Genomic DNA, 25,229 nt, shown 5'->3' with positions numbered 1-25,229 from the left:
TGACTCCTTACCGGGGGGCTCGCGGCAGGCCGAGGCCGATCATCGCGATCAGCTCCCGCTGGATCTCGTTGACGCCGCCGCCGAACGTCAGCACGATCGCGCCCTTCACGCCGTGGTCGAGGCGGTCGATGAGGTCACGGGTCTCCTCGTCGCCGGGATCGCCGTACCGGGCGAGGACGTCGCCGACGACGCGGCCGACGTCCTGCATGCGCTCCGACCCGTAGATCTTGGTGGCGGACGCGTCGGGCGCGCCGAGCCAGCCGAGGTCCATGCTCGCGGCGACCTGCCAGTTGAGCAGCTCATTGACCCGTAGGTACGCGTGCACGCGGGCGACCGCGCGCCGTACGTCGGGGTGCTCGATGAGCGGACGGCCGTCGCGGCCCGGCTTCGTCCGCGCCCAGTGGGCGAACCGGTCGTAGGTGTGCCCGATGTTGCCCGCCGGGCCGAGCGTGACCCGCTCGTGGTTGAGCTGGTTGACGATGAGGTTCCAGCCCTTGTGCTCCTCGCCGACGAGCAGGTCGGCCGGGACCTTTACGTCCTGGTAGTAGGTGGAGTTGGTGTGGTGGCGGCCGTCCATGGTGACGATCGGCGTCCAGGAGAAGCCGGGGTCCCTGCAGTCGACGATGAGCATCGAGATGCCCTTGTGCTTCTTGGCGTCCGGGTCGGTCCGCGCGGCCAGCCAGACGTAGTCGGAGTAGTGCGCGCCCGAGGTGAAGATCTTCTGGCCGTTGACGATGTAGTGGTCGCCGTCCCGTACCGCCGTGGTGCGCAGCGCGGCCAGGTCCGTCCCCGCGCCGGGCTCGCTGTAGCCGATCGCGAAGTGGCACTCGCCGGCGAGGATTCCCGGCAGGAACCGCTTCTTCTGCGCGTCGGTTCCGAACTGCACGAGCGTCGGCGCGACGGTGTTCAGCGTGATGATCGGGTACGGGACCTCGGCGCGGGCGATCTCGTTGGCGAAGATCTGCTGCTCGACGGGGCCGAAGCCCCCGCCGCCGTACTCCTTCGGCAGCGCGATGCCGAGCATGCCGTCCCGCCCGAGCCGCCGGCAGTGCGCCATGTACGCGGTGCCGAACGGGTCGTCGGCGATGTCGTTCCGCTGGTCCTCGGTCAGGCAGGAGGCGAAGTACGCGCGCAGTTCGGAACGCAGCGCCTTCTGCTCGTCGGTCAGGTCGATGAACATCAGGCCACCAGAGCTCCAATCGCGTCCAACTGCGCCTCGGCGCCGCCCAGCAGGTGTGCGTGGTGTTTGGCCCAGGCGAAGTACCGGTGCAGCGGGTAGGTGACGTCCAGGCCGAGCCCGCCGTGCAGGTGCTGGCAGGTGTAGAAGGCCGCCAGCGCGGGTTCGCACGCGTTGTACGCGGCGACGGCGAGCACCTCGGCCGCGTCGTCGAGCCCCTCGGCGAGCCGCCACACGCCCGCCCACACGGCCACGTCGAGCGCCCGCTTGGCGATGTACACGTCGCCGATCTGCATCGTGACGGCCTGGAACTCGGCGAGCGGCCGCTCGAACTGCTCGCGGGTCTTGACGTGCGCGGTGGTCAGCGTGAGCGCCGCGTCGAGCGCGCCGGACACGACGGCGACCGCGCCCGCCGTGGCGTACCCGGTGAGGGTCTCGTGCGCGCCGCCGCCGAGCAGCGCGTCCGCGCCGACCCGTACGCCCTCCAGACCGGCCCGCGACAGCGGCTCGCCGGTGGCCGACGGCTGCGGGGTGAGCGCCATCCGACCGGGCTCGACGAGGAACACCCCGGTCTCCTCGCCCATCCGCGCCGGGACGAGGACGGCGTCGGCCTGCTCGGCGTACGGGACGAAGGTCTTGATCCCGTCGAGGACGTACGTGTCCCCGTCGCGGCGCGCCGTCGTGGCCACGCCGGGACCCGGTTCGCGGACCGCCATGCTCAGGACCGATCCGCCGGCGGCGAAGCCGGCGAGCCGCCCGCGTTGGTCGGCGGTGCCGTGCGCGGCCAGGGTCGCCGCCGCGACGAGGGAGCCGTACGCGGGAACCGGGGCGACATGCGCGCCGACCTGGCGCAGGATCACGGCGAACTCCACCGCCCCGAGCCCGGCGCCGCCCACGTCCTCGGGCAGGCAGGCGCCGAGCAGGCCCGCCTGCGCCATCGCCCGCCACAGCGCGGTGTCGTACGGCGCGCCCGACCTCTCGTGCGCCTCCACGCGCTCCGTCGTCACCTCGCGGTCGAACAGGCCGTCCGCCAGGTCCTGCAGCTCACGCGCGCTCTCGTCCAGGTCGAAGTCCACGGTCCCCCTCCTCACATCGTGATTCCCACGGCCCGGCCGCCGAGCCGGTGCTCCCGGCGGGCCACAGGTGTCCCCTGCCCCGGCTCTCGAACTCCGCGCGCAGCCGGGCGGCGTCCTCGCCGGTCAGGCGGCGGTACCGGAGCTCCCGGCCGGGCCGCCACCACACCGGGTCCGTGGTGTTCCAGGCGTCCGCCGCCAGCGTCCGCCGGACGACCTTGTTCGACGCGGTGGCCGGCAGCCGGTCGGCGACCCGGACGTAGCGCGGCGTCCACTTGGGGCTCAGGTCGGCGCGCCCGCGCAGGAACGCGGCGAACCGTTCCGGGTCGAAGGCGCCGACCAGTGCCACCATCACCTGGTCGCCGGCCGCGACGTCCGGCACGCCGTACACGGCGAGCGCCGCGACGCCGGGCAGCTCGCCGAGCGCCCGTTCGACCTGGACGGCGCCGAAGTTCTCCCCGTCCACGCGGAGGCGGTCGGCGTCCCGTCCGGCGAAGAACACGAAGCCGTCCTCGTCCCGGTAGGCGAGGTCGCCGCTCCAGAACATGCCGTCCCGGAGCCGGTCGTCGGCGCGTTCGTTGTAGTAGCCGTCGAACAGGCCGAGCCCGGTCGTGTTCACGAGCTCGCCGACGGCCTCGTCGCCGTTGAGGACGCGGCCGGCGGGGTCCAGCCGCGCGGGCGGGCACTCCCGGCCGGTGGCCGGATCGAGGATCCGCACGCCGTCGCCGAGGCGGCCGAGCGCCCCCGGCGGGCCGGCCGGATCGGGCGACAGCGCGATGGCCGTCTCGGTCGAGCCGTACCCGTCGACGACCGCGCAGCCGAACCGCTCGGCGAACCGCCGCTGCTCCAGCGGCGCGGCCTCGTTGCCGAACGCCACGCGGAGCGGGTTGTCCGCGTCGTCGGCGCGCTCGGGCGTCGCCAGGACGTACGACAGCGCCTTGCCGACATAGTGCAGGTACGTGCAGCCGTACCGGCGGACGTCGGGCAGCGTTCCGGAGGCGGAGAACCGCGGGCGGAGGACGAGCTGCGCGCCGGCGGCGAGCGCCGGGGCGTACGCCGCCATGACCGCGCCGGAGTGGAACAGCGGCATGGGGCAGTAGACGACGTCGTCGGCTCCCAGCAGACGGTCGGCCAGCACCGCGCCGGGGACGACGACCTTGCGGTGCGTGACGCGGACCGCCCGGGGCCGCCCGGACGTGCCGGACGTGAAGATCAGCATCAGGAGGGTCTCCGGCGCGACCGGCGCCGGCTCCCCGGTGGGCGCGGCACGCCCCGGCTCGGTGATCGGCAGGCCGGTGCGGGCCGCGACCCGTTCCGCGAGGGCCACGTGGCGCGGCTCCGTCACGATCAGGTCGCAGTCGGCGCGGGTCGCGTCACCGGCCAGCTCGTCGGCGCCGCGTGCCGTGTTCAGCGCGACGATCACGTTCCCGGACAGGGCCGCGCCGCCGAGCAGGAACACCATCTCGGGGACGTTGTCGAGCAGGACGCCGACGTGCAGCGGCCGCGTCCCGGGCTCGTGACCGGCGGTCTCGGCCATCCAGCCGGCGCGCTCGGCGCACTCGCCGGCGACCTCGCGCCAGGTCCAGGCGTCGTCGGCGGCGCGGAGCCCGACGCGGTCGTCGGCGGACCGCGCCCAGAGCAGCTCGGCCACCGTTCCGGACACCGCGTCACCTCCCGGACTCACCCGGAAGAAAACTAGAACAGATTCTAGTATGTGTCCACCACCGATGATCTCCGACCGGGCCGCCGACCGCGTCAGGCTCCGCTTACCTCGGTGGAACGAGCGATCATCCGACAGGTCGCGGCATGCATAACGTGTTATCGCCGGGCGGTACGCTGATCTCCGTAACGCGCGGGCGGGCACCGCGCCCGCAGTATGAGGAGTCGTCGTGACGGCAGAGTCAACCGCCGCCGGCCACCCGGGGGTCCGCTCCCGCAGCCAGCACCAGCGCCGCCGGCGCATCGTCCAGGCGGCCGCCGCCCTCGCCTCGCGCGGCGGGGTGGAGGCGATGCAGATGAGGACCGTCGCCGAGCGCGCCGGCGTGGCCCTCGGCACGCTCTACCGCTACTTCCCGTCCAAGATGGACCTGGTCGTCGCCGTCGTCAGCGAGGAGATGGACACCCTCGAGGGCAGCCTGGAGCGCCGCCCGCCGCGCTCGGCGACCGCGGCCGGACGCGCCGTCGAGGTGCTGATGCGCGCGACGCGGGGGTTGATGCGCGAACCGGAGCTGGCCGACGCGCTGATCCGGTCACTGCTCCTGTCGGACGTCAAGACCGACTTCGGCAACCGCATGACCGGCCTGCTGGCCCGCGCCACGGGGACCGACCCCGGCGAGGGCGAGGAGACCCGCGCCCTCCTGCGGTCGCTCGGCAGCGTGTGGGTGATGGAGATGATCGAGATGCTCCGCGGCCACTCCACGAACGAGGAGATTCAGGCGCGCCTGGAGATCGCGGCGGCCCGCCTGCTCGCCGACCTCTGAGACGGGGTCGGCGACGCGGGCCGCGTGGGGTGGAAGACTCAGGCCGCCGAACGCGGGCGGCGCGAGGTCAAAGGCCCAGGCCACCGAACGCGGGCGGCAGCGAGGTCAAAGGCTCAGGCCGCCGCCCAGAGCTGCCGGTACATTCCGGTCTGAACCAGGTAGAGGGCCAGCCGGGTCACAAGGGCCTCGACGAGCATCACGAGGGCCTTGGCGAGGACGGTCGTCACGAGGTCAGGCATGGGGCACCTACGGGGTTGAGTGGGGATACCTTCGCCTGAATTATGCCTCCTTGTCCGAATCGATGGTCGCGCTGGGAGGTGACGGATAGGTGAACATTCTCCCAAGTCAGACGCTGGGTCGCCGGATCCGGGTGAGCACGACGGCCGCCAGGGCCAGGCTCACACCCGATCCGAGGGCGATGGCCCAGGAGTGCGGGAACAGCGGCCGGCAGCCGAAGAAGTGACTGAGGCCCGGCACCTGCACGATGAACGCGAGGGCGCCGAGTGACGCGAGGCCACAGCCGAGCACCAGGGGATCACGTCCGCCCGCCACGATCGTCTGCGCGAGCTGGGTGGTGACGAGCGCGACCAGGCCCGTCGTGTCCGCCTGACCGCGTGTTCCGGAGGCCCGGGCCAGCACCCACGCCGCCAGCGCCGCCCCGGCCGTGGCGCCCGCGCGGACCGTGACGTCCCGGGTGAGCGCGCCGCCGAGCGACCGGTCCGGGCCTTCGGCCAGCAGTTCCTCGTTCGTCACCCCGGACGGCGGGCGGGCCGCCAGGGCGATCGCCGGAAGCATGTCGGTGAGCAGGTTGACCAGCAGGAGCTGACGCACGTTCAGGGGACTGCGCCCGCTCAGGAGCCCCGTCCCCACGGTGAAGGCGATCTCGCCGAGGTTGCCGCCCAGCAGTACCGCCAGGGCGTCCCGCGTCGAGCGCCACATCGCGCGGCAGTCCGCGATCGCGTCGGTGATCGTCTCGATCCGGTCGTCGGTGACCACCACGTCCGCCGTCTCACGGGCGGCGGGAGTGGCCCGCTCGCCGAGCGCGATGCCCACGTCGGCGAGCCGGATGGCCGGCGCGTCGTTGGCGCCGTCCCCGGTGACGGCGACCACCCGCCCGGCGGCGCGCAGGGCCTGGACGACACGGGCCTTCTGCGCCGGGCTGACCCGGGCGAACACCGCGACCCCGGACAGCGCGTCGGCCAACTCCTCGTCGCGCAGTGCGTCGAGGTCCGGCCCGGTCATGATCCGGCCGTTCAGCAGCCGCAGCTCGGCGGCGATCGCCTCGGCGGTGGTCGGGTGATCCCCGGTGATCATGACGACGTCGACGCCCGCCTTGCGCAGCCGGCCGACGGCCTCGGCGGCGGTGGGCCGCACCGGATCGGCGATGCAGAGCAGGCCGAGGAAGCCCAGCCGGTCGATGCGCTCCGCGGTGAGGTCCCGGCGTCCCGACGCCGCGCGCTCCCCGACCGCCAGCACGCGGTACCCGAGGCGGGCCAGCCGGTCGATCTCCTGGTCGACCTTCTCCCGTGCCTCCTGGTCGAACGGAACCGGCCCGTCGTCGTGCTGCCAGGTGTCGCAGGCCTCCAGGATGATCTCCGGCGCGCCCTTCACGCTCAGCCGCTGCCGGCCGTCCGTACGGCCGAGCACGGCGTGGTAGCCGCGCGCGGGTTCGAACGGCAGCTCGTCGACCCGTTCCCACGACCCGAGCCCCTCCGCGGCGTCCATGCCGAGCTTGCGGGCGGCCCTCATGATCGCCCGGTCGGTCGGATGGGGCAGCCGGCCGCCCCCGCGATCCGGCGTCGCGCGGACGGCGGCCGCGATGATCTCCCGGAACGCGGGCGACAGCCGCTCATCGGCGGGACGGGACACGATGCCGTCGGACACCTGCCCCAGCCGCAGCCGCCCCTCCGTGAGCGTGCCGGTCTTGTCGAAGCAGAGCACGTCGATCCGGCCGAGCGCCTCGATCGTGCGCGGGTTGCGGACGAGCGCGCCACGCCGCGACATCCGCCGCGCCGTCGCCAGTTCGGCCGCCGTCGCCACGAACGGCAGTCCCTCCGGCACGGCGGCGACGGCGAGGCTGACCGCCGGCCCGAGGGCCCGGGCCAGCGTGGCGCCGCGCAGCAGATCCGTCCCGAAGAGCACCACGCCGGCCCCCAGGGCGACCGGCAGGGTCACCTCCGTCAGCGCGCGCAGCCGCGCCTCGACCCCGCCCGGACGATCCTCGGCGCCGCCCTGGCGCGCCGTACGCCCCACCTCGGTCTGGGCGCCCGTCGCGACGACCACGCCGACCGCGTCCCCCGCCGCGATCACCGTCCCCTGGTACAGCATCGAGTGCCGGTCGGCCACCGACCGGGCCATGCTGGGCCGCGGGTTCTTCGTGACCAGTTGCGACTCGCCGGTCAGGCTGGACTCGTCGACCTCCAGGTCCTTGGCCGACAGCAGGCGCAGGTCCGCCGGAACCGCGTCCCCGGCGGTGAGGACGACGACGTCGCCGGGAACGAGCCGGTCGGCGGTCTCCTGCGGCTCGGCACCGCCCTCGCCGGGCCGCCTGAGCCGGACGCGCACCGCGCTCATGTCGACGAGCTGCCGCAGCGCGCGGTCCGCGCGGACCCGCTGCAGGCCGGACATCATCGCGTTCACTCCGAGGACCGCGCCGATGAGCGCCGCGTCCATGATCGAACCGACCACCGCGGACACCCCGGCCCCGGCCGCCAGCGCGGGCGTCAGCGGGTTGTCCAGTTCGTCGACGGTCACCTGGGCGAGGCCGGGCGGACTGATCACCTCACCCAGGTCCGAGCGGCGCCGGGCGGCCTCGTCCTCGTCGATGCCGGACATCGACGAGCCCAAGCGGGTGAGCACGGCCTTGGCCGGCCACGCGTGCCAGGGCGTACGGTCCTGGGGCACCGGAGCGGGTCGCCGGGCCAGCGCCCGGGCCGACAAGGTGCCCATGACGAACGCCGACACGGTGGCGAGGTCGATCGCCAGCCGCGCCCGCCGGGGCGCGCGTGCCGGCGATCCCGCCACGGCCAGCAGCGCCCCCGCCACCGACCCCACATAGGCGATCCGCGCGGCACGCGCGCTGGTACGCCCGGCCGACGGGATCGACTCGAGGAGCAGGACCGCGTCGGCCAGGCTCGGACCGCACAGCAGGTGCGCGCCCCAGGGCGGGCGGTGGCCGGGACCGAGCACCCCGATCCCCACGTCCGCCGCCGCGAGCGGCGCGCCATCGCGCGCGGCGACGAGCGCGACGACACGCCCGTCCTCCTGCGCCTCGCGTACGGAGTCAAGAAGCCGGTCGCCGCCGGGGACCGCGCTGTCGACGGACAGCCGCTGCGCCAGCACGGAGGCGCCGGCCACGGCCACCGACCCCACGCCCCTGGCGGCGTCGATCAGGGCCTCGGCCAAGGGGTCGAGCTCGGCCACGACGGAGACGAGGGCGGCCGGTTCACCGTCGCGGGTCAGCAGGAGCACGGTCGCGCCGCGCTCGCGGAGTTCGGCCGCGCGTTCGCGGGCGTCCGCCGGGAGAGCGGCCGGCCGCAGCCGGGAGATCGCCCAGGGGCCCTCCCGCCGCCGGGCCTCCGGGCGATCCAGGTCCACCAGGGCGTGGGCACGTTCGTGTGCTTCTTCGGCGGTGACCGACGACGGGAGGGAGACGACGTCCTCGATCACCATGTCGCCGGTGCGCAGCACCGAGGCGTCCACGATCACGTGGTCCACCCGGTCGAACCGGCGCAGGCTCTGCAGGTCCATGACGACGACGTCCCGGCCGGCGACGACCATGCCGAGCTGGGTGGCGAACGCCTCGCGGCCCATGCGCGCCGCCCTCGGCACGCCCGCGGCGAGCACTCCCTGCGCCCGCGTCGCGTCGCGGGTCAGGACGTACGCGCCCACCGCCGCGGTGATCGCCGTGGGCACCGTCCAGGCCGCCCGCTCCACCGGGCCGTACGGCAGGGGGACGGGCCGCTCCGGCACCTGCAGCGGCGGGGCCTGGAAGGCGCCCTTCTCACGGATCAGGTGCTCGACGCGCCGGTGCCACGCGGACCGGTACCCGCGCGCCTCCTCGGCGCGGGTCATCCGGTGCACGAAGCCGATGATCAGGCCGGTCGGCTGCTGCGCCAGCGCCTGCAGGCTCGCCACGCTGCCGCCGAGGAGGAGGTCGGTGGCCGGGCGCCCGATCAACCGCGTCAGCCGGTCCCGGACCTGAGGCGTCGCGTCGGCCATCGCGATCAGGGTCCCCACCGCCGGGGGGACCGGCACGGCCCGCAACACCAGTCTGCCCGTGATCGCGACGCTCGCGCCCGTCAGGTACGCGGCCATGATCGCGCTCTCCCGCAGGACCGCCTGCCGGTGGCCCGGGTCGGGAGTCCGGGCGTACGGATCCGAGGCGGCGTCGTGCCGCTCCTCGACCGCGTCGACCACGGCGGTCAGCTCCTCGACGGGAACGTCACCGTCGTGGACCACCGTCACGGTGCCGAGAACTCCGTTCACCTCGGCCCGCCGCACCCCCGCCACCTCGTTCATCCCGGTGACGAGGTCGCGCGCCATGTCGGTACGGCCGACGTGGTGCAGGCCGCGAACCCGGATGCTGGTCCGCTCGTCGCCGCGGTGCACCCGGCGTTGTTCCGCCGTCTCGACGGCGGAGCGCAGCGCGGCGCCCGGGTCCTGCAGGACCGCGTCCGACGCCCGCGCGGCGACCGCCGGAAGCCGCACCAGCGCCCCCGGAAGCCGCGACATCTCCTCCGACGCCCGGACCGCGAGTCCCGGCAGAGCGGCGACCGCGCCCGGCAGTCGCGCGGCCGCACCCGGCAGCCGACCCACCGCGGGCAGACCCACCGCGGCGCCGGGCCGCATCAGCGCCATCCCGGACAGGCCCAGCACCGCACCGGACGCGCGCAGCGCCACGCCGGGCACGCTCAGCGCCGCACCGGGTAGACGCAGCGCCACGCCGGGCAGGCCCAACGCGGCGCGCGGCAGGCTCAGCGCCGCACCGGGCAGGCTAAGCGCCATGCCGGGCACGCTCAGCGCGGCGCGCGGCAGGCTCAACGCCGCACCGGGCAGGCTAAGCGCGGCCCGCGGCAGGCTCAGCGCCGCACCGGGCAGGCTAAGCGCCGTCTGTGGCAGGCCCAACGCGGCCTGCAGGCTCGCCGGCGCGCCGGACCCGGCTGCGGCAGCCGGCAGGCCCAGCACCGCGCCGGACAGCCGCGCCGCCTCGCCCGAGGCGCGCCGTACCGCGTGCGGCACCATCCCCGACGCCCGTGCGGCCGTACCGGGCACCGTCGTGGTCATCTGCAGCAGGCCGGTCGCGGTACGGAGAATGCCTCGCAGCGGCATGAGTCGAGGACCCGGCCGTCAGACGCTCTTGGTGGCCGTGGACCGGCCAGAGGAACGAGGCGTGGTCGCGGTACCGGCGGTCTCGGCCCCCGCTCCGCTCTCGCCCGCGGCCGCCGTCGTACGGGACCGGCTCGTACCCGCCGTCGCCTTGGACCGGCCGGCACCCGTCGTCTTGGATCGGCCGGCACCCGTGGTCGCCCCGGTCCGGCTCGTGCCGGCCGTCGTCCGGGCCCGGCTGGTGCCCGCGGTCGTCCGGGACCGGCTCGTGGCCCGCGCCGGGGTCGCCTCCGCCGACGTCGCCCGCGCGCCCGCCGGAACCGGCCGGGCCTTCTCGCGTCTGCCGACGGCGCGGCGCGCCACCATCGTCCCGACGCCGACGGCCGCGGCCACCGGCCAGTCGAGGACTCCGAAGGCGGCGGCGGCCGCCAGGCCGCCGTAGAACATCAGCCGGTCCTTGGGCGGCAGGTACCCGGCGGCGACCCGCCCCATGTCGCCGACCATGGCGAGTCCCCGAGTGGGGAGGGGCACCCTCATGACCTTGACGTGCGGCGTTAGCACGGGGACGGGAACCGCCGCCCCGTGCTCTTCGCTCTTGGTCGTGTCCGCCGTCGCCGGGGTCGCCGTTCGACCGCGCCGTGCGGTGGCCGTGGTCGTCGCCGACGCCCTCCGCGACGCGGGCTTCTCCTTCGTGGCTGTGGCTCTTCTCTCCGCGGCCATGCCGACCATCCCCCGATCGTGCCGGAACACCGTTTGCGCTCTCGAAGGTCCACGTTGCTCCGCAAAGGGCCTCGACACAAGCCCACAATGGGAGATCCGGACGGACCTTTTCCCTGCTCAGGGTCATACGGTGGGCAAATTTGAGCGTGTTGCCGCGTACGCCCGACTTGGTGCCCGATCCCACACAGGCCCCTCGGGAAACGAGCACCACCCGCAGACCTTCCCGGCTCGAGCGGATCCCATACCACCGCCGGGCGATCCGGCCGATCCGGAGCGGCGGCGGGCGCCCCGGATCGGCGCGCACGAGCGAGCGGAGCGAGTGAATCAATGGGCACGGCGCCTCCGGCCTCTCCACCGACGAAGGAGGTCCCGCATGCCCACCTGCGAATACCGGGGATAGGGAGAGGCATCATCGAGGTGCGCCTCGACCGTCCTGAGGAGGAAGATGTCGGACGACGAACCCGGGCACGAGCCCGACTACCGGTTCTCGCTCGCCAACGAGCGGACCCTGCTGGCCTGGGTGCGGACGTCCTTCGGACTGGCCGCGCTGGGGATACCGCTCGCGGGCGGCATCCAGGGGGTGGCCCTCCCGGGGTGGCATCGGGAGATCGGCCTCGGCGCGATCGCGCTGAGCGTGGCGATCGCGCCCATCGCCTATCGCCGGTGGCGGCGGGCCCAGGAGGCGATGCGGCTGGGGGTGTGCCTACCGCGTGATCCCCTTCCCGCCGTCCTCACGGTAGGCGTGGGGCTCCTCTTCACGCTGACGCTCCTGAGCGGGATCGTGACCCGTTGAGCTCCGGCCTGCAGGCTCAGCGTACGGAACTCGCCTGGCTGCGGACGGCGCTGTCGTGCTGGGCGGTCGGCCTGCTCGCCGTCAAGATCGCATTTCCGGTCGGGGTCGTGGCGCTGCCCGGCCCGCTGGTCGTGACGGTCGTCGCGTATCGCAGGCGGCGGTGGCTGCGCGGCCCCGGCGAACCCCCGACGATGACACGGATGGAAGGAGTGCTCGTCGCCGGCGCCTGCGCGTGGATCGCGATCGCGGGCGCTCTCGTGCTCTGACCGCGGCCGACACCCATCACCCGCGCGCGGCGTTCCCGTACGCCCGCCGCAGCGGGTGAGGATCAGTAGCCGCCCCGTACGGTGAAGCTCGCCCAGACGACCTTGCCGTGGCCGTACAGCGGGGTCCAGTTCCACGAGTCGCTGACCGCGGCGACGAGGTAGAGGCCGCGCCCGCTCTGGGAGACGAAGTCGACCTCCCCCTGCATCGGGACTTCGTCGCTGGGGTCGGCGACCGCGCAGGTCAGCAGGCCGGCGGTGCGCAGCAGGCCGAGTCTGATCGGGGTGTCGCCGGGTCGCGCCGTCCCTCCGACCGCGTGCCGGATGGCGTTCGTCACGAGTTCGGAGACGACGAGGCCGACGTCGTCGTACCTGGCCGCCAGACCCCAGACCTTCAGCCCGTCGCGGGTGAACTCGCGCGCCTCTCGTACGGATTCGGGCACCGCCGCGAGGTCCTGCGTCCTGGCGTCCAGGCCCATCCTGGCGGGCGGGACCGCGTGGCCGGACCACGGTCCGCCACGCACGATCGCCGACAACAGCCACTCGTGCGCTTCGTCGACGCTCTCACCGGTCATCCAGCGCGCTCCGTGTGCTGTCATCGCGATCCTCTGGGAAGCAGTGATCGGCGTGCCTCGCGCGCTATCCTGCTCGACATGCCTTGCATATGCAAGGCCCGATGCACGTGCAGACGATCGTGCAAACTCTGACAGCGACGGAAGGGAGTGGCACACTGTGCGCTGACCGATGCTCATGGAGGTAGGGGTGGACACAGCGCAGCCCGCTGGGGGACCGACCGTTCTTCGCCGGCTCCTCGGCGCTCAGCTGCGCCGGTTGCGCGAGCGGCAGGGCATCACGCGCGAGGAGGCCGGATACGCGATCCGCGCCTCCGGTTCCAAGATGAGCCGCCTGGAGTTGGGCCGGGTGGGCTTCAAGGAACGCGACGTGGCCGACCTGCTCACTCTCTACGGCGTCATGGACGAGCGAGAGCGGGAGACCCTTCTCGAGCTGGCTCAGGACGCCAACACTCCTGGCTGGTGGCACAGGTACGGCGACGTTCTGCCGGGCTGGTTCGAGACCTACGTGGGGCTGGAAGAGGCGGCCGCGCTGATCCGCACCTACGAGGTCCAGTTCATCCCCGGTCTCCTGCAGACCGAGGATTACGCCCGCGCCGTCATCTCCCTGGGCAACTCGGCCGCACCTCCCGAAGAGATCGAGCAGAGGGTCAGCCTGCGGATAACTCGTCAGAAACTGCTCACACGAGGGGACGGTCCTCGCCTGTGGGCGGTCGTGGACGAGGCGGCGTTGCGACGCCCGATCGGGGGACGAGAAGTGATGCGCGGCCAGATCGAGCGCCTCATCGAGGCGACGAAGCTGCCGAACGTCATTCTCCAGGTGCTGCCGTTCCGGGTCGGTGGTCATACCGCCGAGGCCGGGGCGTTCACCATCCTGCGGTTTCCCGAATCGGACCTGCCGGACGTGGTCTACGTCGAGCAACTCACCAGTGCGCTGTATCTGGACCGACGCGACGACGTGGACGCCTACATGGAGGCGATGGAACGCCTCTGCGTGGTCAGCGCGCCTCCGGACAACACCGCCGAGATCCTCAGCAGGATTCTCCAGGAGACATGAATGCAGTACCGGGCGTACAACGGCATCCCCGCCACCGATCTCGCCGAAGTCCGATGGCAGAAGAGCCACCGGAGCAACTCACAAGGTAATTGCGTCGAGCTGGCCCAGCTCCCCGACGGCAGTGTCGCCGTCAGGAACTCCCGGCATCCGTCCGGGCCTGCTCTGGTCTACACGAAAGCGGAGATCAAAGCCCTCATCCAGGGCGCCAAGGCCGGCGACTTCGACACCCTGATCGCCTAAGGCCACGACATCACCCCGCCCCCGCCCGGGCGCGCTCGGCCGGGGGTTCGCGGCGGGCCGACCGCTGCGGGCACGCTCCCCGAATCAAACCGAACCAGAACAAGTTCTTCTCGACATTAGTCGATGCCGAGAGGCTTGCAACCGTCATATTAGAACGGGTTATAGTTCGGCGAAGCGTCGTCACCGCAGGAGGCCACATGGGCTCGCCGGTCATCGTTGAAGCCGTACGCACGCCGATCGGCAAGCGCCGCGGATGGCTGGCCGGGCTCAAGCCCCAGGCGGTGCTGGCCCATGCGCAGCGCGCCGTGGTCGAGCGCGCCGGAATCGACGCGGCCGAAATCGGCCAGGTCTTCGCCGGCTGTGTCACGCAGGCGGGCGAACAGGGCGGCCACGTCGGCCGTTACGCCTGGTTGTACGCGGGACTCCCCCACCAGGTCGGCGTCACGACGATCGACGCCCAGTGCGGGTCGAGCCAGCAGGCGGTCCATCTGGCCGCCGCCCTGATCCAGGCCGGCGTCGTTGAGGCCGCGATCGGCTGCGGCGTCGAGGTCATGAGCCGCGCTCCGCTCGGCGCCAACGTCGCGAGCACGGGCCCCTGCGCGGAGCCCGGCGGCCGTCACCCGTACGCCCGTTCCCGCCCCGACGACTGGTCGATCGACCTGCCGGACCAGTTCACCGCCGCCGAGCGCATCGCGGCAAGACGCGGCCTGACCCGCTCCGACCTCGACGCCTTCGGGCTGCGTTCCCAGCAACGCGCCGCCAAGGCGCAGGCGGACGGCCGCTTCGACCGCGAGATCGCGCCGATCGAGGCGCCGGCGCTCGACGACGACGGCGCGCCGACCGGAGAGGTCCGCACCGTCACCCGGGACCAGGGGCTGCGCGAGACGACGCTCGACGGGCTGGCGCGGCTGCGCCCGGCGGCCGCCGAGGGGCTGCACACGGCCGGCACGTCCTCGCAGATCTCCGACGGCGCCGCCGCCGTCCTCGTGATGTCCGAGGAGCGGGCCCGCGCGAACGGGCTGCGTCCCCGTGCGCGGATCCGGGCGCAGGCGCTCGTGGGCGCCGAGCCGTACTACCACCTGGACGGCCCGATCCAGTCGACGGAGACCGTGCTCGCCTCGGCGGGCATGACGATGCGGGACATCGACCTGTTCGAGGTGAACGAGGCGTTCGCCTCGGTCGTCCTGTCCTGGGCCGCGGTCCACGAGCCGGACCTGGACCGGGTCAACGTCAACGGCGGGGCGATCGCGCTCGGCCACCCGGTGGGCGCCACCGGCGCCCGGCTCATCACCACGGCCCTGCACGAACTGGAGCGCCGCGACGCCGCCACGGCCCTGGTCACGATGTGCGCGGGCGGCGCCCTGTCCACCGCCACGATCCTCGAACGCCTCTGACCACTCAGTGTCCCCGCCCTACGTGGGGACACTGACATCAGCCACCTGCCGCCGACGGGGACTTCCCGGAGGACGGCCGGTCTCGCGTTGCGGGCCGCCTTGGTCAACTCACCGTCGGGCCGGGGATCGACCACCCCGCCCCTCGGACGCCCCCGACCCCCTTTCCAGTGAGTGACAGTCACGTCGCAGAGGGTCGATGAGACGCGCGCCACTCCCCTGTCGACCTCCCTTATCTTGACCCGAGCGAGCGCTTGGTTTAGAACGTGTTTCAGACAAGGTGCCGCCCGAGGAGCGACGATGCCGATCGACATCATCACGCCGGAGATCTACGAGCGCGGGGGCTTCCCGGATGAGGGCTTCCGCCTGCTGCGGCGGGAGGCGCCGATCCACTGGCACGAGGATCCCGACGAGCGCTCGCCCGGCTTCTGGGCGGTGACCAAGTACGACGACGTGGTGCACGTCTCCCGCCACCCGGAGCTGTTCTCCTCGTACGCGCGCACGTCGATGTTCGAGGAGTTCACCGACGACGACATCGCGCTGTACCGGCTGATGATGCTGTTCATGGACCCGCCGCAGCACACCAAGCAGCGGAGCTACGTGAACAAGGGCTTCACGCCCCGGATGATCAAACAGCTCGAGGAGCACATCCGCGACGTCGGCCACCAGCTCATCGACGACGTCGTCGAGCGCGGGGAGGCCTGCTTCGTCCGCGACATCTCCGCGCCCTTCCCGCTCTACGTCATCTGCGAGCTGATCGGCGCGCCGGTGGAGGACCGCGGCCGGCTCTTCGACTGGTCGAACGCCCTGATCGGCTTCGACGACCCCGACTACGGCACCTCCGCCGAGCACGCGCGCGACGTCTCGGCGGAGATCCTCGCCTACGCCCACCAACTGGCGGCCTACCGCCGGGAGCACCCGGGCGACGACATCGCGACCAAGCTGCTGCAGCCCGACGCCGACGGCCGGGTGCTCAGCGCGGACGAGTTCGCGATGTTCATCCTGCTGCTGATCATGGCGGGGAACGAGACGACGCGGAACGGCGCGTCAGGCGGCATGCTGGCCTTCTTCGAGCACCCGGACCAGTGGCGGCGGCTGCGCGACAACCGGGCGCTGCTCCGGACCACCGCGGACGAGATCGTGCGCTGGGTCAGCCCGGTGAACCTCTTCCGCCGCACGGCGCTGCAGGACACCGAGCTGCGCGGACAGCCGATCAAAGCCGGCGACAAGGTGGTCATCTTCTACCCCTCGGCCAACCGGGACGAGGACGTCTTCGCCGACCCGTACAGCTTCGACATCGGCCGCGACCCGAACCCGCACATCGGCTTCGGCGGCGGCGGGCCGCACTTCTGCCTCGGCACCCACCTCGCGCGGCTGGAGCTGACCGTGCTGTTCGAGGTGCTCCTCGAACGCATGCCGGACATCGAGCAGGCCGGCCCGGCGCGGCGGCTGCGGTCCAACTTCATCAACGGCATCAAGGAGCTGCCGGTCCGGTTCACCCCGTCCGAAAAGCGTAGTTAGAACAGGTTCCATTCTGTAACGAGTTTCACTTATATTGGACGCGACATGCCGATACCCGGACAGGCCACCCCGGGTGATCGGCATGCCGTCGCGGAAGGAGCCGGATGGCCGCCACGGACAGGGACGTCTCGCTCGGGGGCAGGGTCGTCGCGGTGACCGGGGCCGGCAACGGCCTCGGCCGGGCGCACGCGCTCGAAGTCGCCCGGCGGGGAGCCCGGCTGGTCCTCAACGACCTGCCGGGCGAGGCCGTCCGGCGTACCGCCGAACTCGTGCGGGGGCAGGGCGCCGAGGCGGTGATCGCCGAGGGCGACGTCGCCGACTGGGCGGCGGGCGAGGCGCTGCTCAAGACGGCGCTGGAGGCGTACGGGGCCTTCGACGTCCTGGTCAACAACGCGGGGATCACCCGCGACCGGATGATCTTCAACATGTCCGAGGCGGAGTGGGACTCCGTCGTGTCCGTCCATCTCAAGGGACACTTCGTGATGGCGCGGCACGCGACGGCGTACTGGCGGGCCCGGTCGAAGGAGGCGGGCGGCCCGGTCTACGCGCGGATCGTCAACACGGCGTCGGAGGCGTTCCTGCTCGGCGCGCCCGGCCAGCCGAACTACGCCGCGGCCAAGGCGGGCATCGCCGCGCTGACCGTCTCCATCGCCCGGTCCTGCGGCCGGTACGGCGTGCGCGCCAACGCGATCTGCCCGCGCGCCCGTACGGCGATGACGGCGGGCGTCTTCGGGCCGCCGCCCGAGGACGGCCCCGACCCGCTCGCCCCCGAGCACGTGTCCCCGCTCGTCGCCTACCTCGCCTCACCCGCGGCCGAGGACGTCACCGGCCAGGTGTTCGTCACCTACGGCGGCACCGTCACGGTCATGGCGCCGCCCACGGTGGCACTGCGGGTGACCGGCTCGACCCCCGAGGCGCTCGCCGAAGCGCTGACCGGACTTCCCGCCGGAGGATTCCAGACCGCCGACCTGTGAGGGAGATTCGCGGATGGACATCGACCTGGTCGACCCCGACCGGTACGCGAACGCCGGTATCCCGCACGACCAGCTCCAGTGGCTGCGCCGCCACGACCCTGTCCATCGGCACCCCGGCGAACCGGACTTCTGGGCGGTCACCCGGTACGACGACGTCGTGCGCGTCTCCCGCCACCCCGAGATCTTCTCCTCCCATCGCCGGCTCTCGCTGTTCCCCGAGCCGACCGAGGAGCAGCTCGTCATGCAGCGGATGATGATGCTCAACCAGGACCCGCCGGAGCACACCCGCAAGCGGAGCATCGTCAATAAGGGCTTCACACCGCGGACGATCGGCCGGCTGGAGGAGCACATCCGGGAGATCTGCCGCGGCCTCATCGACGAGGTCGCGGGCCGGGGCGAGGCCGACTTCGTCCACGACGTCTCCGCGCCCCTCCCGCTGTACGTGATCTGCGAGCTGATCGGCGCGCCCGTCGAGGACCGCGAGAAGATCTTCGACTGGTCGAACCGCCTGATCGGCGAGGACGACCCCGACCTGCGCTCGACGGAGGAGGAAGAGGGCGCCGCGGCGGCCGAGCTGTACGCCTACGCCAACGAACTCGCCGAGCGACGCCGGAGGGAACCGAAGGACGACATCGTCACGACGTTACTGCGGCCGCACGACGGCGAGGAGCTGACGGTCGACGAGTTCGACCTGTTCATGATGCTGCTGGTCGTGGCCGGGAACGAGACGACCCGGAACGCGGCCTCCGGCGGCATGCTCGCCTTCTTCGAGCATCCGGACCAGTGGCACAGGCTCGTGGCCGACCGGCGGAACGGCGGCGACCTGGCGCGGACGGCCGCCGACGAGATCGTGCGCTGGGTCTGCCCGGTCAACCTGTTCAAGCGCACGGCGACCCGCGACACCGAGCTGGGCGGCAGGCGGATCCGCGCGGGCGACAAGGTCGTGGTGTTCTACGCCTCGGCCAACCGGGACGAGGGCGTCTTCGCCGACCCGTACGACTTCGACATCGGGCGCGATCCCAACCCGCACATCGGTTTCGGGGGCGGCGGACCGCACTTCTGCCTGGGCTCCCACCTGGCCCGGCTCGAGCTGCGGGTGCTGTTCGAGACGCTCGCCGAACGGCTGCCCGACATCGCCCTGGCCGGCGAGGCGCGCCGGCAGCGGTCCAACTTCATCAACGGCATCAAGCAGATGCCGGTGCGCTTCAGCGGGTGATCCGGCAACGTGTCACTTGATGCGACTGCTGCGACTGGTGCGACGAAAGTGGCCTTCGCCACCTTTTTAGACTCAATGGCTAATAGGGGGTCAGCCGTAACGGTTGTCAGGCTATGGTCTAACTTCACCAGCAGTGACACTTGCGGGAGGGGCAACGCGTGGGTGAGGTCGGCGAACCATTGCGCGTGGCCCTACTCTCCTATCGGAGCAAGCCGCACTGCGGCGGTCAGGGCGTCTACCTGCGGCACCTGTCCCGTGAGCTGGCCGAGCTCGGGCACCGCGTCGTCGTGTTCTCGGGCCAGCCGTATCCGGAGCTGGACCGCGACGACATCCTGCTGCGCAAGGTCCCGAGCCTGGACCTGTACGCCGACGAGAACCCCTTCCGCACGCCGGCCCTGTCGGAGTACCGCGACTGGATCGACGTCCTGGAGTTCGCGCACATGCGGACCGGCGGCTTCCCCGAGCCGCTGACCTTCAGCCTGCGGGTGCTGCGCGAGCTGCGGAAGTACCGCCACTCGATCGACGTCGTGCACGACAACCAGGTGCTCGGTTACGGCAACCTGGCCATCCCCCGGCTCGGCCTGCCCCTCGTCACCAGCATCCACCACCCGATCAGCGTGGACCGCCGGATCGAGATCGAGGCGGCCAAGACCCTCAAAGAACGGTTCGGCAAGCGCCGCTGGTACGGGTTCGTGAACATGCAGGCGCGGGTCGCCCAGCGCATCGGCCCGATCCTCACGGTCTCCGAGTCGTCCAAGCACGACATCATCCGCGACTTCCAGGCGCCGCCCGAGCAGGTGCACATCCTGCCCCTCGGCGTCGACACCCGCTACTTCCACCCGCGCGGCGAACGCGTCCCCGGTCGCATCGTCGCCGTCGCCAGCGCCGACTCCCCCCTCAAGGGCGTCTCCACGCTGCTGCGCGCGGTCGCCAAGCTCGCCACCGAACGCGACGTCCACGTGATCGTCGTCAGCAAGCCGACGCCCGGCGGCCCGACCGACAAGCTCGTCGGCGAACTGTCCCTCGGCGACCGCGTCCGGTTCGTGTCCGGGATCTCCGACAATGAGCTCGGCGAGCTGCTGGCCAGCGCCGAGATCGCGGTCGTGCCCTCGCTGTACGAGGGGTTCTCCCTGCCCGCGGTCGAGCACATGGCCTCGGGCACCCCGCTCGTCGCCAGCCGTACGGGCGCGCTGCCGGAGGTGGTGGGCGACGCGGCCGTCCTCGTCGAGCCCGGCGACGTCGAGGAGCTGGCGGGCGCGCTCGGCCGGCTGCACGACTCCGCCGAGGAGCGCGAGCGGGTCGGCGCGGCGGGCTACGCGCGCGTGCAGGAGCGGTTCACCTGGTCCGCCGTCGCGCGGGCCACCGTAGGCCACTACGAGGCCGCCATCGCCCGCCGCCGCGGGCACCGCCCGGAAGGAGCTTGACGTCCTCCCCCGTCTAAAGGCGGGGGATTCCAACCCGCTTCACCCGGAGGAGAGAACAGGTTGAGGTTCGCGGTTCGCAGCCCTGCCAAATGGCTGGGCTCCCCGCGCTGTCACCGTCCGTCCGACGGCGATGCCTCTGATGTTCTTGGCCGGCGAAGTCACGCAGCGCTTGCTGCTGCACCGTCTGGGAACCCGCCGCCGGCCAGGCGAACGCCTTCCGGGCTTCGGTCAACTGGCGGGACCGTTTCATACAGCCTGGCGCGCTCGCTCGCCCCGGCCGCCAGTACTGATGCCGCTCGACCGCGAGATTCCATACATATCGGGCGTGCGCACAGTGGTCCAGCAATGCCCGTTCTTGGGCGGGCGTGGGCGCAAGCCGGAAGCGCATGCCGACACGCTAACCACCACGACCGACATTCCGAGGAGGGAGCGGCGTGGAGACCTCGGCCCAACGGCTAGGCATTCCACGCTGCGGATGACCATGCTGACCGTGGACTTCGACAGGTTCCGCGTGTCGCCCGGCGAGCACGTGCTCGACATGGGGTGCGGCGCGGGGCGGCACGCGTTCGAGCTGTACCGGCGCGGGGCGCACGTCGTCGCGTTCGACCGCGACGAGGGAGAGCTCGCCGAGGTGGCGAAGATGTTCGGCGCGATGGAGCTGGCGGGCGAGCCGCCCGAGGGCGCCTCCGCGCGGACCGTCACCGGCGACGCGCTCAGCCTGCCGTTCCCCGACGACACCTTCGACAAGATCGTCGCGGCGGAGGTGCTCGAGCACATCCCGGACGACATGGCGGCCATGGCCGAGCTGCTGCGGGTCCTCAAGCCCGGCGGCCGGCTCGCGGTCACCGTGCCGTCGTGGCTCCCCGAGCGGATCTGCTGGGCGCTGTCGGAGGACTACCACACCGCTCCGGGCGGGCACATTCGCATCTACACCCGCGCCGAGCTGGAGGCCAAGCTCAAGTCGACCGGGTTCAAGGTCGGCGGTCACCACCACGCCCACGGCCTGCACGCGCCGTACTGGTGGATCAAGTGCGCGGTGGGCGTGAACAACGACGGCCACCCGCTCGCCAAGGCGTACCACCAGGTGCTCGTCTGGGACATCATGAAGCGGCCCCTCGCCACCCGGCTCGCCGAGCGGGTGCTGAACCCGGTCATCGGCAAGAGCGTCGTCGTCTACTTCACCAAGCCCACCGTCTCCGTGACGGAGGACCAGGAGCAGGCGCATGCGGCGGCCTGAGGCCGTACCCGGAATCCTGACCGCAGACGACATCCTCGCCACCGCCCGCAGCATCACCGCCCAGCAGGAGCTCTCGGGCGCCATCCCCTGGTTCGCGCCGACCGGCGGCGTACCCGGCCACGTCGACGCCTGGAACCACGTCGAGGCCGCGATGGCGCTGTCGGTCGTCGGCCTGCGCGACGAGTCCCGCCGCGCGTACGAGTGGCTGCGCGCGGGCCAGCGCGAGGACGGCTCCTGGCCCGCCAAGTGGGTCCTCGGCGAGGTCACCGAGCCGGGCGGCGAGTCCAACCACGCCGCGTACGTCGCCGTGGGCGTCTGGCACGAGCTGCTGCTCACCGGCGACCAGGAATTCGCGGCGCGCATGTGGCCGACGGTCCGCCGCGCGATCGAGTTCACGCTCGGGCTGCAGACCGCCCGCGGCGAGATCCTCTGGATCCGCCATCCGGACGGCTCCGCCGCCGACCACGCGCTGCTCACCGGCTGCTCCTCGATCCACCAGTCGCTGCGCTGCGCCGTCGCCCTCGCCGAACGCCTCGGCGAGCCGCAGCCCGACTGGGAGCTCGCCGCCGACCAGCTCGGCCACGTCGTCGCCGCCCACCCGGAGGCGTTCGCCGACAAGAGCCGCTTCTCGATGGACTGGTACTACCCCGTGCTCGGCGGCCCGCTGCGCGGCCCCGCGGCGTACCGCCGGATCGAGGAGCACTGGGAGACCTTCGTGGCCGACGGCCTCGGCTGCCGGTGCGTCTCCGACCAGCCGTGGGTGACCGGCGCGGAGTCGTGCGAGCTCGTCCTGGCCCTGGACGCGATGGGCGACACCGCCCGTGCCCGCGAGCTGTTCGCGACCATCCAGCACCTGCGGCACGAGGACGGCTCGTACTGGACGGGCTGGCAGTTCGCCAACCAGCGCCACTTCCCCGGCGACCGCTCGACCTACACGGCCGCCGCCGTCATCCTCGCCGCCGACGCGCTCGCCGACGCCTCCCCTGCCGCCCGCATCTTCAAGGAGGTCGGCGGCCGGCCGCTCGGCCCCTCCGAGCCCGCCGACCCGGTCGCCTGCGGTTGCGAGTCCCTGGCCGAGGCGCTCAGCTAGTTCGCGTCGGCGAACTCGCCGATCAGCTTGGCGAGCTCGGCGGGCCGCTCGGCGACCATCGCGTGGCTCGCGCCCTCGACGCGTACGACGCGCAGCGCGGGGTTGGCCCGCGCCGCCTCGGCCAGGCGCCGCTCGAACCCACGCCGGTAGGCGGCGTACAGCTCCTCGAACGGCCTCTGCTCCGGCAGGTCCTCGGTCGCGACGGCCACCAGCAGCGGGCACCGTACGTCCTGGTAGACGGGGATCAGGTCGAGCGCGTCCATCGCCGCACGGAGGCCGCCGAGGACGTCGGGCGACGGCCGCAGCCACGTCCGCCCGTCGCGGCTCACGAGATTGCGCCGGAAACCCTCGACGACCATCTCCTCTGACGCGCCGACCTGCCGCGCCATCGCCCGCTGCCCCTCCACGGCGGCCTCGACCTCCTCGGGCGCCAGCGGCCGGGCGTACATGGCCGACATCCCGTCGAAGGCGGCGCGCAGCCGGTCGAGCTCCGCCTGACCGTGTGCCGGATCCAGCCCGTCGAGCTGGTCCGGGTGAGCCGGCGGCGGGGTGCCGTCGACGCTCACCGCCATCGGGCAGGCCGGATGGCGCTCGGCCCACAGCGCCGCGAGCATGCCGCCCAGCGACCAGCCGACCACGGCGGGCTCGCCGAGTGACAGCTCGCCGGCGACCGCCTCGAGGTCGTCGAGCACCGCCGCCCAATCCCACGGCCCGTCCTCGGACCGGCCGTGCCCGCGCAGGTCGACCGTCACCACGCGGAACCGCGCGGACAGCTCCCGCGCGAACGCGGCCATGCTCACCAGGTTCGCGCCGGCCCCGTGCAGCAGGAGCAGCGGCGTCCCCGACCCGCCGAAGTCGTGGGTCGCTAGCCGAATGGCCATGGAATTCCTCTCATGAGGTCGGAGACCGCCGGTTCAGGCGGTCGCGTACGGACTCGGGCGTCACGCCGCCGTCCGGGTGGCGGTCGAGCTTTCCCCTGCTCACCAGGTCGTGCACGCCCTGCCGGGTGATGCCGAGCATCGCCCCGGCCACCGAGTACGAGACGGCGCGCGCGTAGGGGTGCCCGACCCGGCGTACGACGACCTGCCCCAGCGGCGTGCGCCACCACTCGGCGGGCGGGTCGAAGGGCTCGTCACCGGGGTAGAGCGTCGCCATCATCCGCGCGATGGTGTGCGTCGCCGTCGGCTCGTCACCGTCGAGCATCCGGTCCGCCCAGTCCGTCGCCCGGTCCCGCACGGAACGACGCAGCGCCCCGACCGCCTCGTCGCCGTCGAGCAGGATCTCCAGCGGATCGAGCAGCCTGACCTCGATGATCCGGACCAACTGGTCGATGAGCTCCCTACGGATGACCGGCTCCTCCCCCTCGTCCACGCATCACCTACTTGACGGAGATCGTCCAGTACTTGGCAGCCTTCGTCAAGCACTTGTCCCAGCCGGTCCTGATCGGCGAGAAGCCCGCCGGAGCGTACGGTCTCGGTCACATTCCGTCACAGCGCTTGACCATGCGTCGCCCCGGGTCGAGCTTTGAAAAGGAGGAGGCCGATGACGAAGAAGATCATTCCGCCAAAGCAGAAATGCTCCGGATGCAATGGTGAGGGCGGATACTGGGAGGTCGGCAACGGCGGGTCATTCAAGAAGCGCAAGTGGGTGACCTGCAAACTCTGCAACGGGAAGAAGTATGTCTGAGGTTCACACGGGCGGCCGTGGCCCCTGCCCGGCGTGCGGCGGCAAGGGCCGTCAAGGGCTCGGCCCCTTGTCGTTCCGTTGCAGCGAATGCGGCGGCTCCGGCTCGGTTGGCGGAGAGCATGGCGACGGCCGGGAGGCCGGACACGAGTACGACCCCGTGGCGGACGGCCCGGTTTCGCCGGTCGGGCGTCATCCGGCGGTCGAAGCCCTCGGCGTCTGCCCTGTCTGCCTCGGAGCCCGGAAGGTCGTGAACCTCGGCGGGACCGGTGAGCCGACCGGCAAGCTGATAGAAGCACCTTGCCCAGTGTGTGCCGCCTGACGGACGGCCGAGCGGCGCTCACTCGGCCGCTTCCGCGGCCTGTAACGCATAGTTCGTCGCACGAATTATGGGAGTTCTCGGTGTTACCCTGGCCGGGTGAGCAAGCCTGACGATGGCCGGATCGGGATCGTGGCCGCACTGGTGCGGTCCTCGTTCCTGGTGAATTCCGTGTACGCCGAATCCAGTCGCGAGTACGGGCTGACCCCGCAGCAGGGGCAGTTGCTGTGCGTCCTGATGCCGCAACCACGCGGCATGAGCGAGTTGGGGGCGATGCTGAGGCTGGCCAAGTCGAGCCTCACCGGCCTGGTGGACCGCACCGAGCGCAACGGCCTGGTCCAGCGGGAACCGGACCCGCGGGACACGCGTGCCGTCCGGGTCGCGCTCACCGCGCACGGCGCCAAGCTGGTGGAGGAGTTCTACGCCGAGACGTGCCGTCGGGTCGCAGAGTTGCCGGGCGATCTCGATCCGGCCGACCGCGACACGCTCGCCGACCTGCTGGGCCGCGTCGTGCTGGCCAACGAGGTGCCCGCGGTCTTCCTGGAGCCGGACGAAGGAGTCTCCGCCGCCCACGAACACTGACGCGCGGCATCACACTCCCGGAAAGGTTGCTGTTCGTAGTACGAACTAATATGGTTCGCACTACGAACTCAGCCTTCTTTAGAGGAGCG

At 72.2% G+C, this 25,229-nt stretch carries 24 protein-coding genes; 14 read left to right on the top strand and 10 right to left on the bottom strand.

Annotated features, from left to right (window positions below; genetic code table 11):
* Positions 1 to 7: 7 nt before the first annotated feature.
* The 3 genes from AB0K82_RS14320 to AB0K82_RS14310 are packed head-to-tail and all read right to left on the bottom strand — an operon-like array spanning position 8 to position 3,913.
* The gene (locus AB0K82_RS14320; protein ID WP_364396583.1) at positions 8 to 1,180 is read right to left on the bottom strand and encodes an acyl-CoA dehydrogenase family protein; all 1,173 of its coding nucleotides are present in this window, start codon (positions 1,178 to 1,180) and stop codon (positions 8 to 10) included.
* Positions 1,180 to 2,253, bottom strand: a complete 1,074-nt coding sequence (locus AB0K82_RS14315) for an acyl-CoA dehydrogenase family protein (RefSeq protein WP_364396580.1) — start codon at positions 2,251 to 2,253, stop codon at positions 1,180 to 1,182. The genes AB0K82_RS14320 and AB0K82_RS14315 overlap by 1 nt, the downstream gene beginning before the upstream one ends.
* Complete coding sequence (locus AB0K82_RS14310; protein ID WP_364396577.1) at positions 2,222 to 3,913, bottom strand: AMP-binding protein; 1,692 nt, start codon at positions 3,911 to 3,913, stop codon at positions 2,222 to 2,224. Before AB0K82_RS14310 ends, AB0K82_RS14315 begins: the two co-directional genes overlap by 32 nt.
* Before the next feature lie 226 nt (positions 3,914 to 4,139).
* On the opposite strand from AB0K82_RS14310, the gene AB0K82_RS14305 reads away from it, so the two are divergent.
* Positions 4,140 to 4,730 carry a TetR family transcriptional regulator gene (locus tag AB0K82_RS14305; protein WP_364396574.1) on the top strand — a complete coding sequence of 197 codons (591 nt, stop codon included), beginning with the start codon at positions 4,140 to 4,142 and terminating at the stop codon, positions 4,728 to 4,730.
* 113 nt (positions 4,731 to 4,843) lie between these two features.
* Here AB0K82_RS14305 and AB0K82_RS14300 read toward each other — a convergent pair whose 3' ends face one another.
* From AB0K82_RS14300 to AB0K82_RS14290, 3 genes are all read right to left on the bottom strand, one after another.
* Positions 4,844 to 4,969, bottom strand: coding sequence for a hypothetical protein (locus AB0K82_RS14300; protein WP_345356909.1), 126 nt, complete (start codon positions 4,967 to 4,969; stop codon positions 4,844 to 4,846).
* Between the two features lie 106 nt (positions 4,970 to 5,075).
* Positions 5,076 to 10,061: a cation-translocating P-type ATPase gene (locus tag AB0K82_RS14295; RefSeq protein WP_364396572.1), complete on the bottom strand. Its 4,986-nt coding sequence runs from the start codon at positions 10,059 to 10,061 to the stop codon at positions 5,076 to 5,078.
* Positions 10,062 to 10,079: 18 nt separating this feature from the next.
* Positions 10,080 to 10,589 carry a hypothetical protein gene (locus AB0K82_RS14290; protein WP_364396570.1) on the bottom strand — a complete coding sequence of 170 codons (510 nt, stop codon included), beginning with the start codon at positions 10,587 to 10,589 and terminating at the stop codon, positions 10,080 to 10,082.
* Positions 10,590 to 11,223: 634 nt separating this feature from the next.
* On the opposite strand from AB0K82_RS14290, the gene AB0K82_RS14285 reads away from it, so the two are divergent.
* Both AB0K82_RS14285 and AB0K82_RS14280 read left to right on the top strand, forming a co-directional pair.
* On the top strand, positions 11,224 to 11,571 hold the full coding sequence (locus AB0K82_RS14285) for a DUF202 domain-containing protein (RefSeq protein ID WP_345356900.1): 348 nt from the start codon (positions 11,224 to 11,226) through the stop codon (positions 11,569 to 11,571).
* Positions 11,568 to 11,837, top strand: coding sequence for a DUF202 domain-containing protein (locus AB0K82_RS14280; protein WP_364396569.1), 270 nt, complete (start codon positions 11,568 to 11,570; stop codon positions 11,835 to 11,837). Before AB0K82_RS14285 ends, AB0K82_RS14280 begins: the two co-directional genes overlap by 4 nt.
* Before the next feature lie 62 nt (positions 11,838 to 11,899).
* On the opposite strand, the gene AB0K82_RS14275 is transcribed toward AB0K82_RS14280, so the two are convergent.
* Entirely contained in the window at positions 11,900 to 12,433 is a 534-nt protein-coding gene (locus tag AB0K82_RS14275) for an ATP-binding protein (protein ID WP_364396567.1), read from the bottom strand.
* 163 nt (positions 12,434 to 12,596) lie between these two features.
* Here AB0K82_RS14275 and AB0K82_RS14270 point away from each other — a divergent pair, with 163 nt between their 5' ends.
* The 7 genes from AB0K82_RS14270 (at position 12,597) to AB0K82_RS14240 (ending at position 20,229) form a co-directional block, all read left to right on the top strand.
* The gene (locus tag AB0K82_RS14270; protein ID WP_345356891.1) at positions 12,597 to 13,463 is read left to right on the top strand and encodes a helix-turn-helix transcriptional regulator; all 867 of its coding nucleotides are present in this window, start codon (positions 12,597 to 12,599) and stop codon (positions 13,461 to 13,463) included.
* Positions 13,464 to 13,703: a DUF397 domain-containing protein gene (locus AB0K82_RS14265; RefSeq protein ID WP_345356888.1), complete on the top strand. Its 240-nt coding sequence runs from the start codon at positions 13,464 to 13,466 to the stop codon at positions 13,701 to 13,703. It abuts the gene before it with no gap.
* 197 nt (positions 13,704 to 13,900) lie between these two features.
* On the top strand, positions 13,901 to 15,097 hold the full coding sequence (locus AB0K82_RS14260) for a steroid 3-ketoacyl-CoA thiolase (protein ID WP_364396564.1): 1,197 nt from the start codon (positions 13,901 to 13,903) through the stop codon (positions 15,095 to 15,097).
* A gap of 297 nt (positions 15,098 to 15,394) precedes the next feature.
* Positions 15,395 to 16,615, top strand: coding sequence for a cytochrome P450 (locus tag AB0K82_RS14255; protein ID WP_364396561.1), 1,221 nt, complete (start codon positions 15,395 to 15,397; stop codon positions 16,613 to 16,615).
* Between the two features lie 104 nt (positions 16,616 to 16,719).
* Complete coding sequence (locus AB0K82_RS14250) at positions 16,720 to 17,589, top strand: SDR family NAD(P)-dependent oxidoreductase (RefSeq protein WP_364396558.1); 870 nt, start codon at positions 16,720 to 16,722, stop codon at positions 17,587 to 17,589.
* A 13-nt stretch (positions 17,590 to 17,602) separates the two neighbouring features.
* Positions 17,603 to 18,805: a cytochrome P450 gene (locus AB0K82_RS14245; protein ID WP_364396555.1), complete on the top strand. Its 1,203-nt coding sequence runs from the start codon at positions 17,603 to 17,605 to the stop codon at positions 18,803 to 18,805.
* Between the two features lie 158 nt (positions 18,806 to 18,963).
* A complete protein-coding gene (locus AB0K82_RS14240) occupies positions 18,964 to 20,229 on the top strand; it encodes a glycosyltransferase family 4 protein (protein ID WP_364396552.1) in 1,266 nt (421 codons plus the stop codon).
* Positions 20,230 to 20,242: 13 nt separating this feature from the next.
* Here the strand turns inward: AB0K82_RS14240 and AB0K82_RS14235 are convergent, their stop codons facing one another.
* Positions 20,243 to 20,617 (bottom strand): helix-turn-helix domain-containing protein, encoded by a 375-nt coding sequence (locus tag AB0K82_RS14235; RefSeq protein ID WP_364396549.1) that lies wholly within the window; start codon positions 20,615 to 20,617, stop codon positions 20,243 to 20,245.
* A gap of 93 nt (positions 20,618 to 20,710) precedes the next feature.
* Between AB0K82_RS14235 and AB0K82_RS14230 the strand changes: the two genes are divergently transcribed.
* Positions 20,711 to 21,466 (top strand): methyltransferase domain-containing protein, encoded by a 756-nt coding sequence (locus AB0K82_RS14230; RefSeq protein WP_364396756.1) that lies wholly within the window; start codon positions 20,711 to 20,713, stop codon positions 21,464 to 21,466.
* Complete coding sequence (locus AB0K82_RS14225; RefSeq protein WP_364396546.1) at positions 21,453 to 22,556, top strand: prenyltransferase; 1,104 nt, start codon at positions 21,453 to 21,455, stop codon at positions 22,554 to 22,556. Before AB0K82_RS14230 ends, AB0K82_RS14225 begins: the two co-directional genes overlap by 14 nt.
* Here AB0K82_RS14225 and AB0K82_RS14220 read toward each other — a convergent pair.
* A complete protein-coding gene (locus AB0K82_RS14220; RefSeq protein WP_364396543.1) occupies positions 22,553 to 23,437 on the bottom strand; it encodes an alpha/beta hydrolase in 885 nt (294 codons plus the stop codon). The genes AB0K82_RS14225 and AB0K82_RS14220 overlap by 4 nt on opposite strands.
* 10 nt (positions 23,438 to 23,447) lie before the next feature.
* Entirely contained in the window at positions 23,448 to 23,927 is a 480-nt protein-coding gene (locus AB0K82_RS14215) for a hypothetical protein (RefSeq protein ID WP_364396540.1), read from the bottom strand.
* A 32-nt stretch (positions 23,928 to 23,959) separates the two neighbouring features.
* On the opposite strand from AB0K82_RS14215, the gene AB0K82_RS14210 reads away from it, so the two are divergent.
* Both AB0K82_RS14210 and AB0K82_RS14205 read left to right on the top strand, forming a co-directional pair.
* The gene (locus tag AB0K82_RS14210) at positions 23,960 to 24,151 is read left to right on the top strand and encodes a hypothetical protein (RefSeq protein WP_364396537.1); all 192 of its coding nucleotides are present in this window, start codon (positions 23,960 to 23,962) and stop codon (positions 24,149 to 24,151) included.
* A 506-nt stretch (positions 24,152 to 24,657) separates the two neighbouring features.
* The gene (locus AB0K82_RS14205; RefSeq protein ID WP_364396534.1) at positions 24,658 to 25,140 is read left to right on the top strand and encodes a MarR family transcriptional regulator; all 483 of its coding nucleotides are present in this window, start codon (positions 24,658 to 24,660) and stop codon (positions 25,138 to 25,140) included.
* Positions 25,141 to 25,229 lie beyond the last annotated feature (89 nt).

This window comes from Actinoallomurus sp. NPDC052274, assembly GCF_040679475.1.
Lineage (GTDB): Bacteria > Actinomycetota > Actinomycetes > Streptosporangiales > Streptosporangiaceae > Actinoallomurus > Actinoallomurus liliacearum.
Note: the sequence above shows the minus strand (reverse complement) of the source record. Positions and strands in the feature narration are given on the sequence as shown.

What these genes read in the sequence shown, in the direction of transcription:
- AB0K82_RS14320 (WP_364396583.1), bottom strand. Translation starts at nt 1,180, where the DNA reads ATGTTCATCGACCTGACCGACGAGCAGAAGGCGCTGCGTTCCGAACTG.
- AB0K82_RS14300 (WP_345356909.1), bottom strand. Translation starts at nt 4,969, where the DNA reads ATGCCTGACCTCGTGACGACCGTCCTCGCCAAGGCCCTCGTGATGCTC.
- AB0K82_RS14295 (WP_364396572.1), bottom strand. Translation starts at nt 10,061, where the DNA reads ATGCCGCTGCGAGGCATTCTCCGTACCGCGACCGGCCTGCTGCAGATG.
- AB0K82_RS14285 (WP_345356900.1), top strand. Translation starts at nt 11,224, where the DNA reads ATGTCGGACGACGAACCCGGGCACGAGCCCGACTACCGGTTCTCGCTC.
- AB0K82_RS14275 (WP_364396567.1), bottom strand. Translation starts at nt 12,433, where the DNA reads ATGACAGCACACGGAGCGCGCTGGATGACCGGTGAGAGCGTCGACGAA.
- AB0K82_RS14265 (WP_345356888.1), top strand. Translation starts at nt 13,464, where the DNA reads ATGCAGTACCGGGCGTACAACGGCATCCCCGCCACCGATCTCGCCGAA.
- AB0K82_RS14260 (WP_364396564.1), top strand. Translation starts at nt 13,901, where the DNA reads ATGGGCTCGCCGGTCATCGTTGAAGCCGTACGCACGCCGATCGGCAAG.
- AB0K82_RS14255 (WP_364396561.1), top strand. Translation starts at nt 15,395, where the DNA reads ATGCCGATCGACATCATCACGCCGGAGATCTACGAGCGCGGGGGCTTC.
- AB0K82_RS14250 (WP_364396558.1), top strand. Translation starts at nt 16,720, where the DNA reads ATGGCCGCCACGGACAGGGACGTCTCGCTCGGGGGCAGGGTCGTCGCG.
- AB0K82_RS14245 (WP_364396555.1), top strand. Translation starts at nt 17,603, where the DNA reads ATGGACATCGACCTGGTCGACCCCGACCGGTACGCGAACGCCGGTATC.
- AB0K82_RS14235 (WP_364396549.1), bottom strand. Translation starts at nt 20,617, where the DNA reads ATGCGCTTCCGGCTTGCGCCCACGCCCGCCCAAGAACGGGCATTGCTG.
- AB0K82_RS14230 (WP_364396756.1), top strand. Translation starts at nt 20,711, where the DNA reads ATGCTGACCGTGGACTTCGACAGGTTCCGCGTGTCGCCCGGCGAGCAC.
- AB0K82_RS14225 (WP_364396546.1), top strand. Translation starts at nt 21,453, where the DNA reads ATGCGGCGGCCTGAGGCCGTACCCGGAATCCTGACCGCAGACGACATC.
- AB0K82_RS14220 (WP_364396543.1), bottom strand. Translation starts at nt 23,437, where the DNA reads ATGGCCATTCGGCTAGCGACCCACGACTTCGGCGGGTCGGGGACGCCG.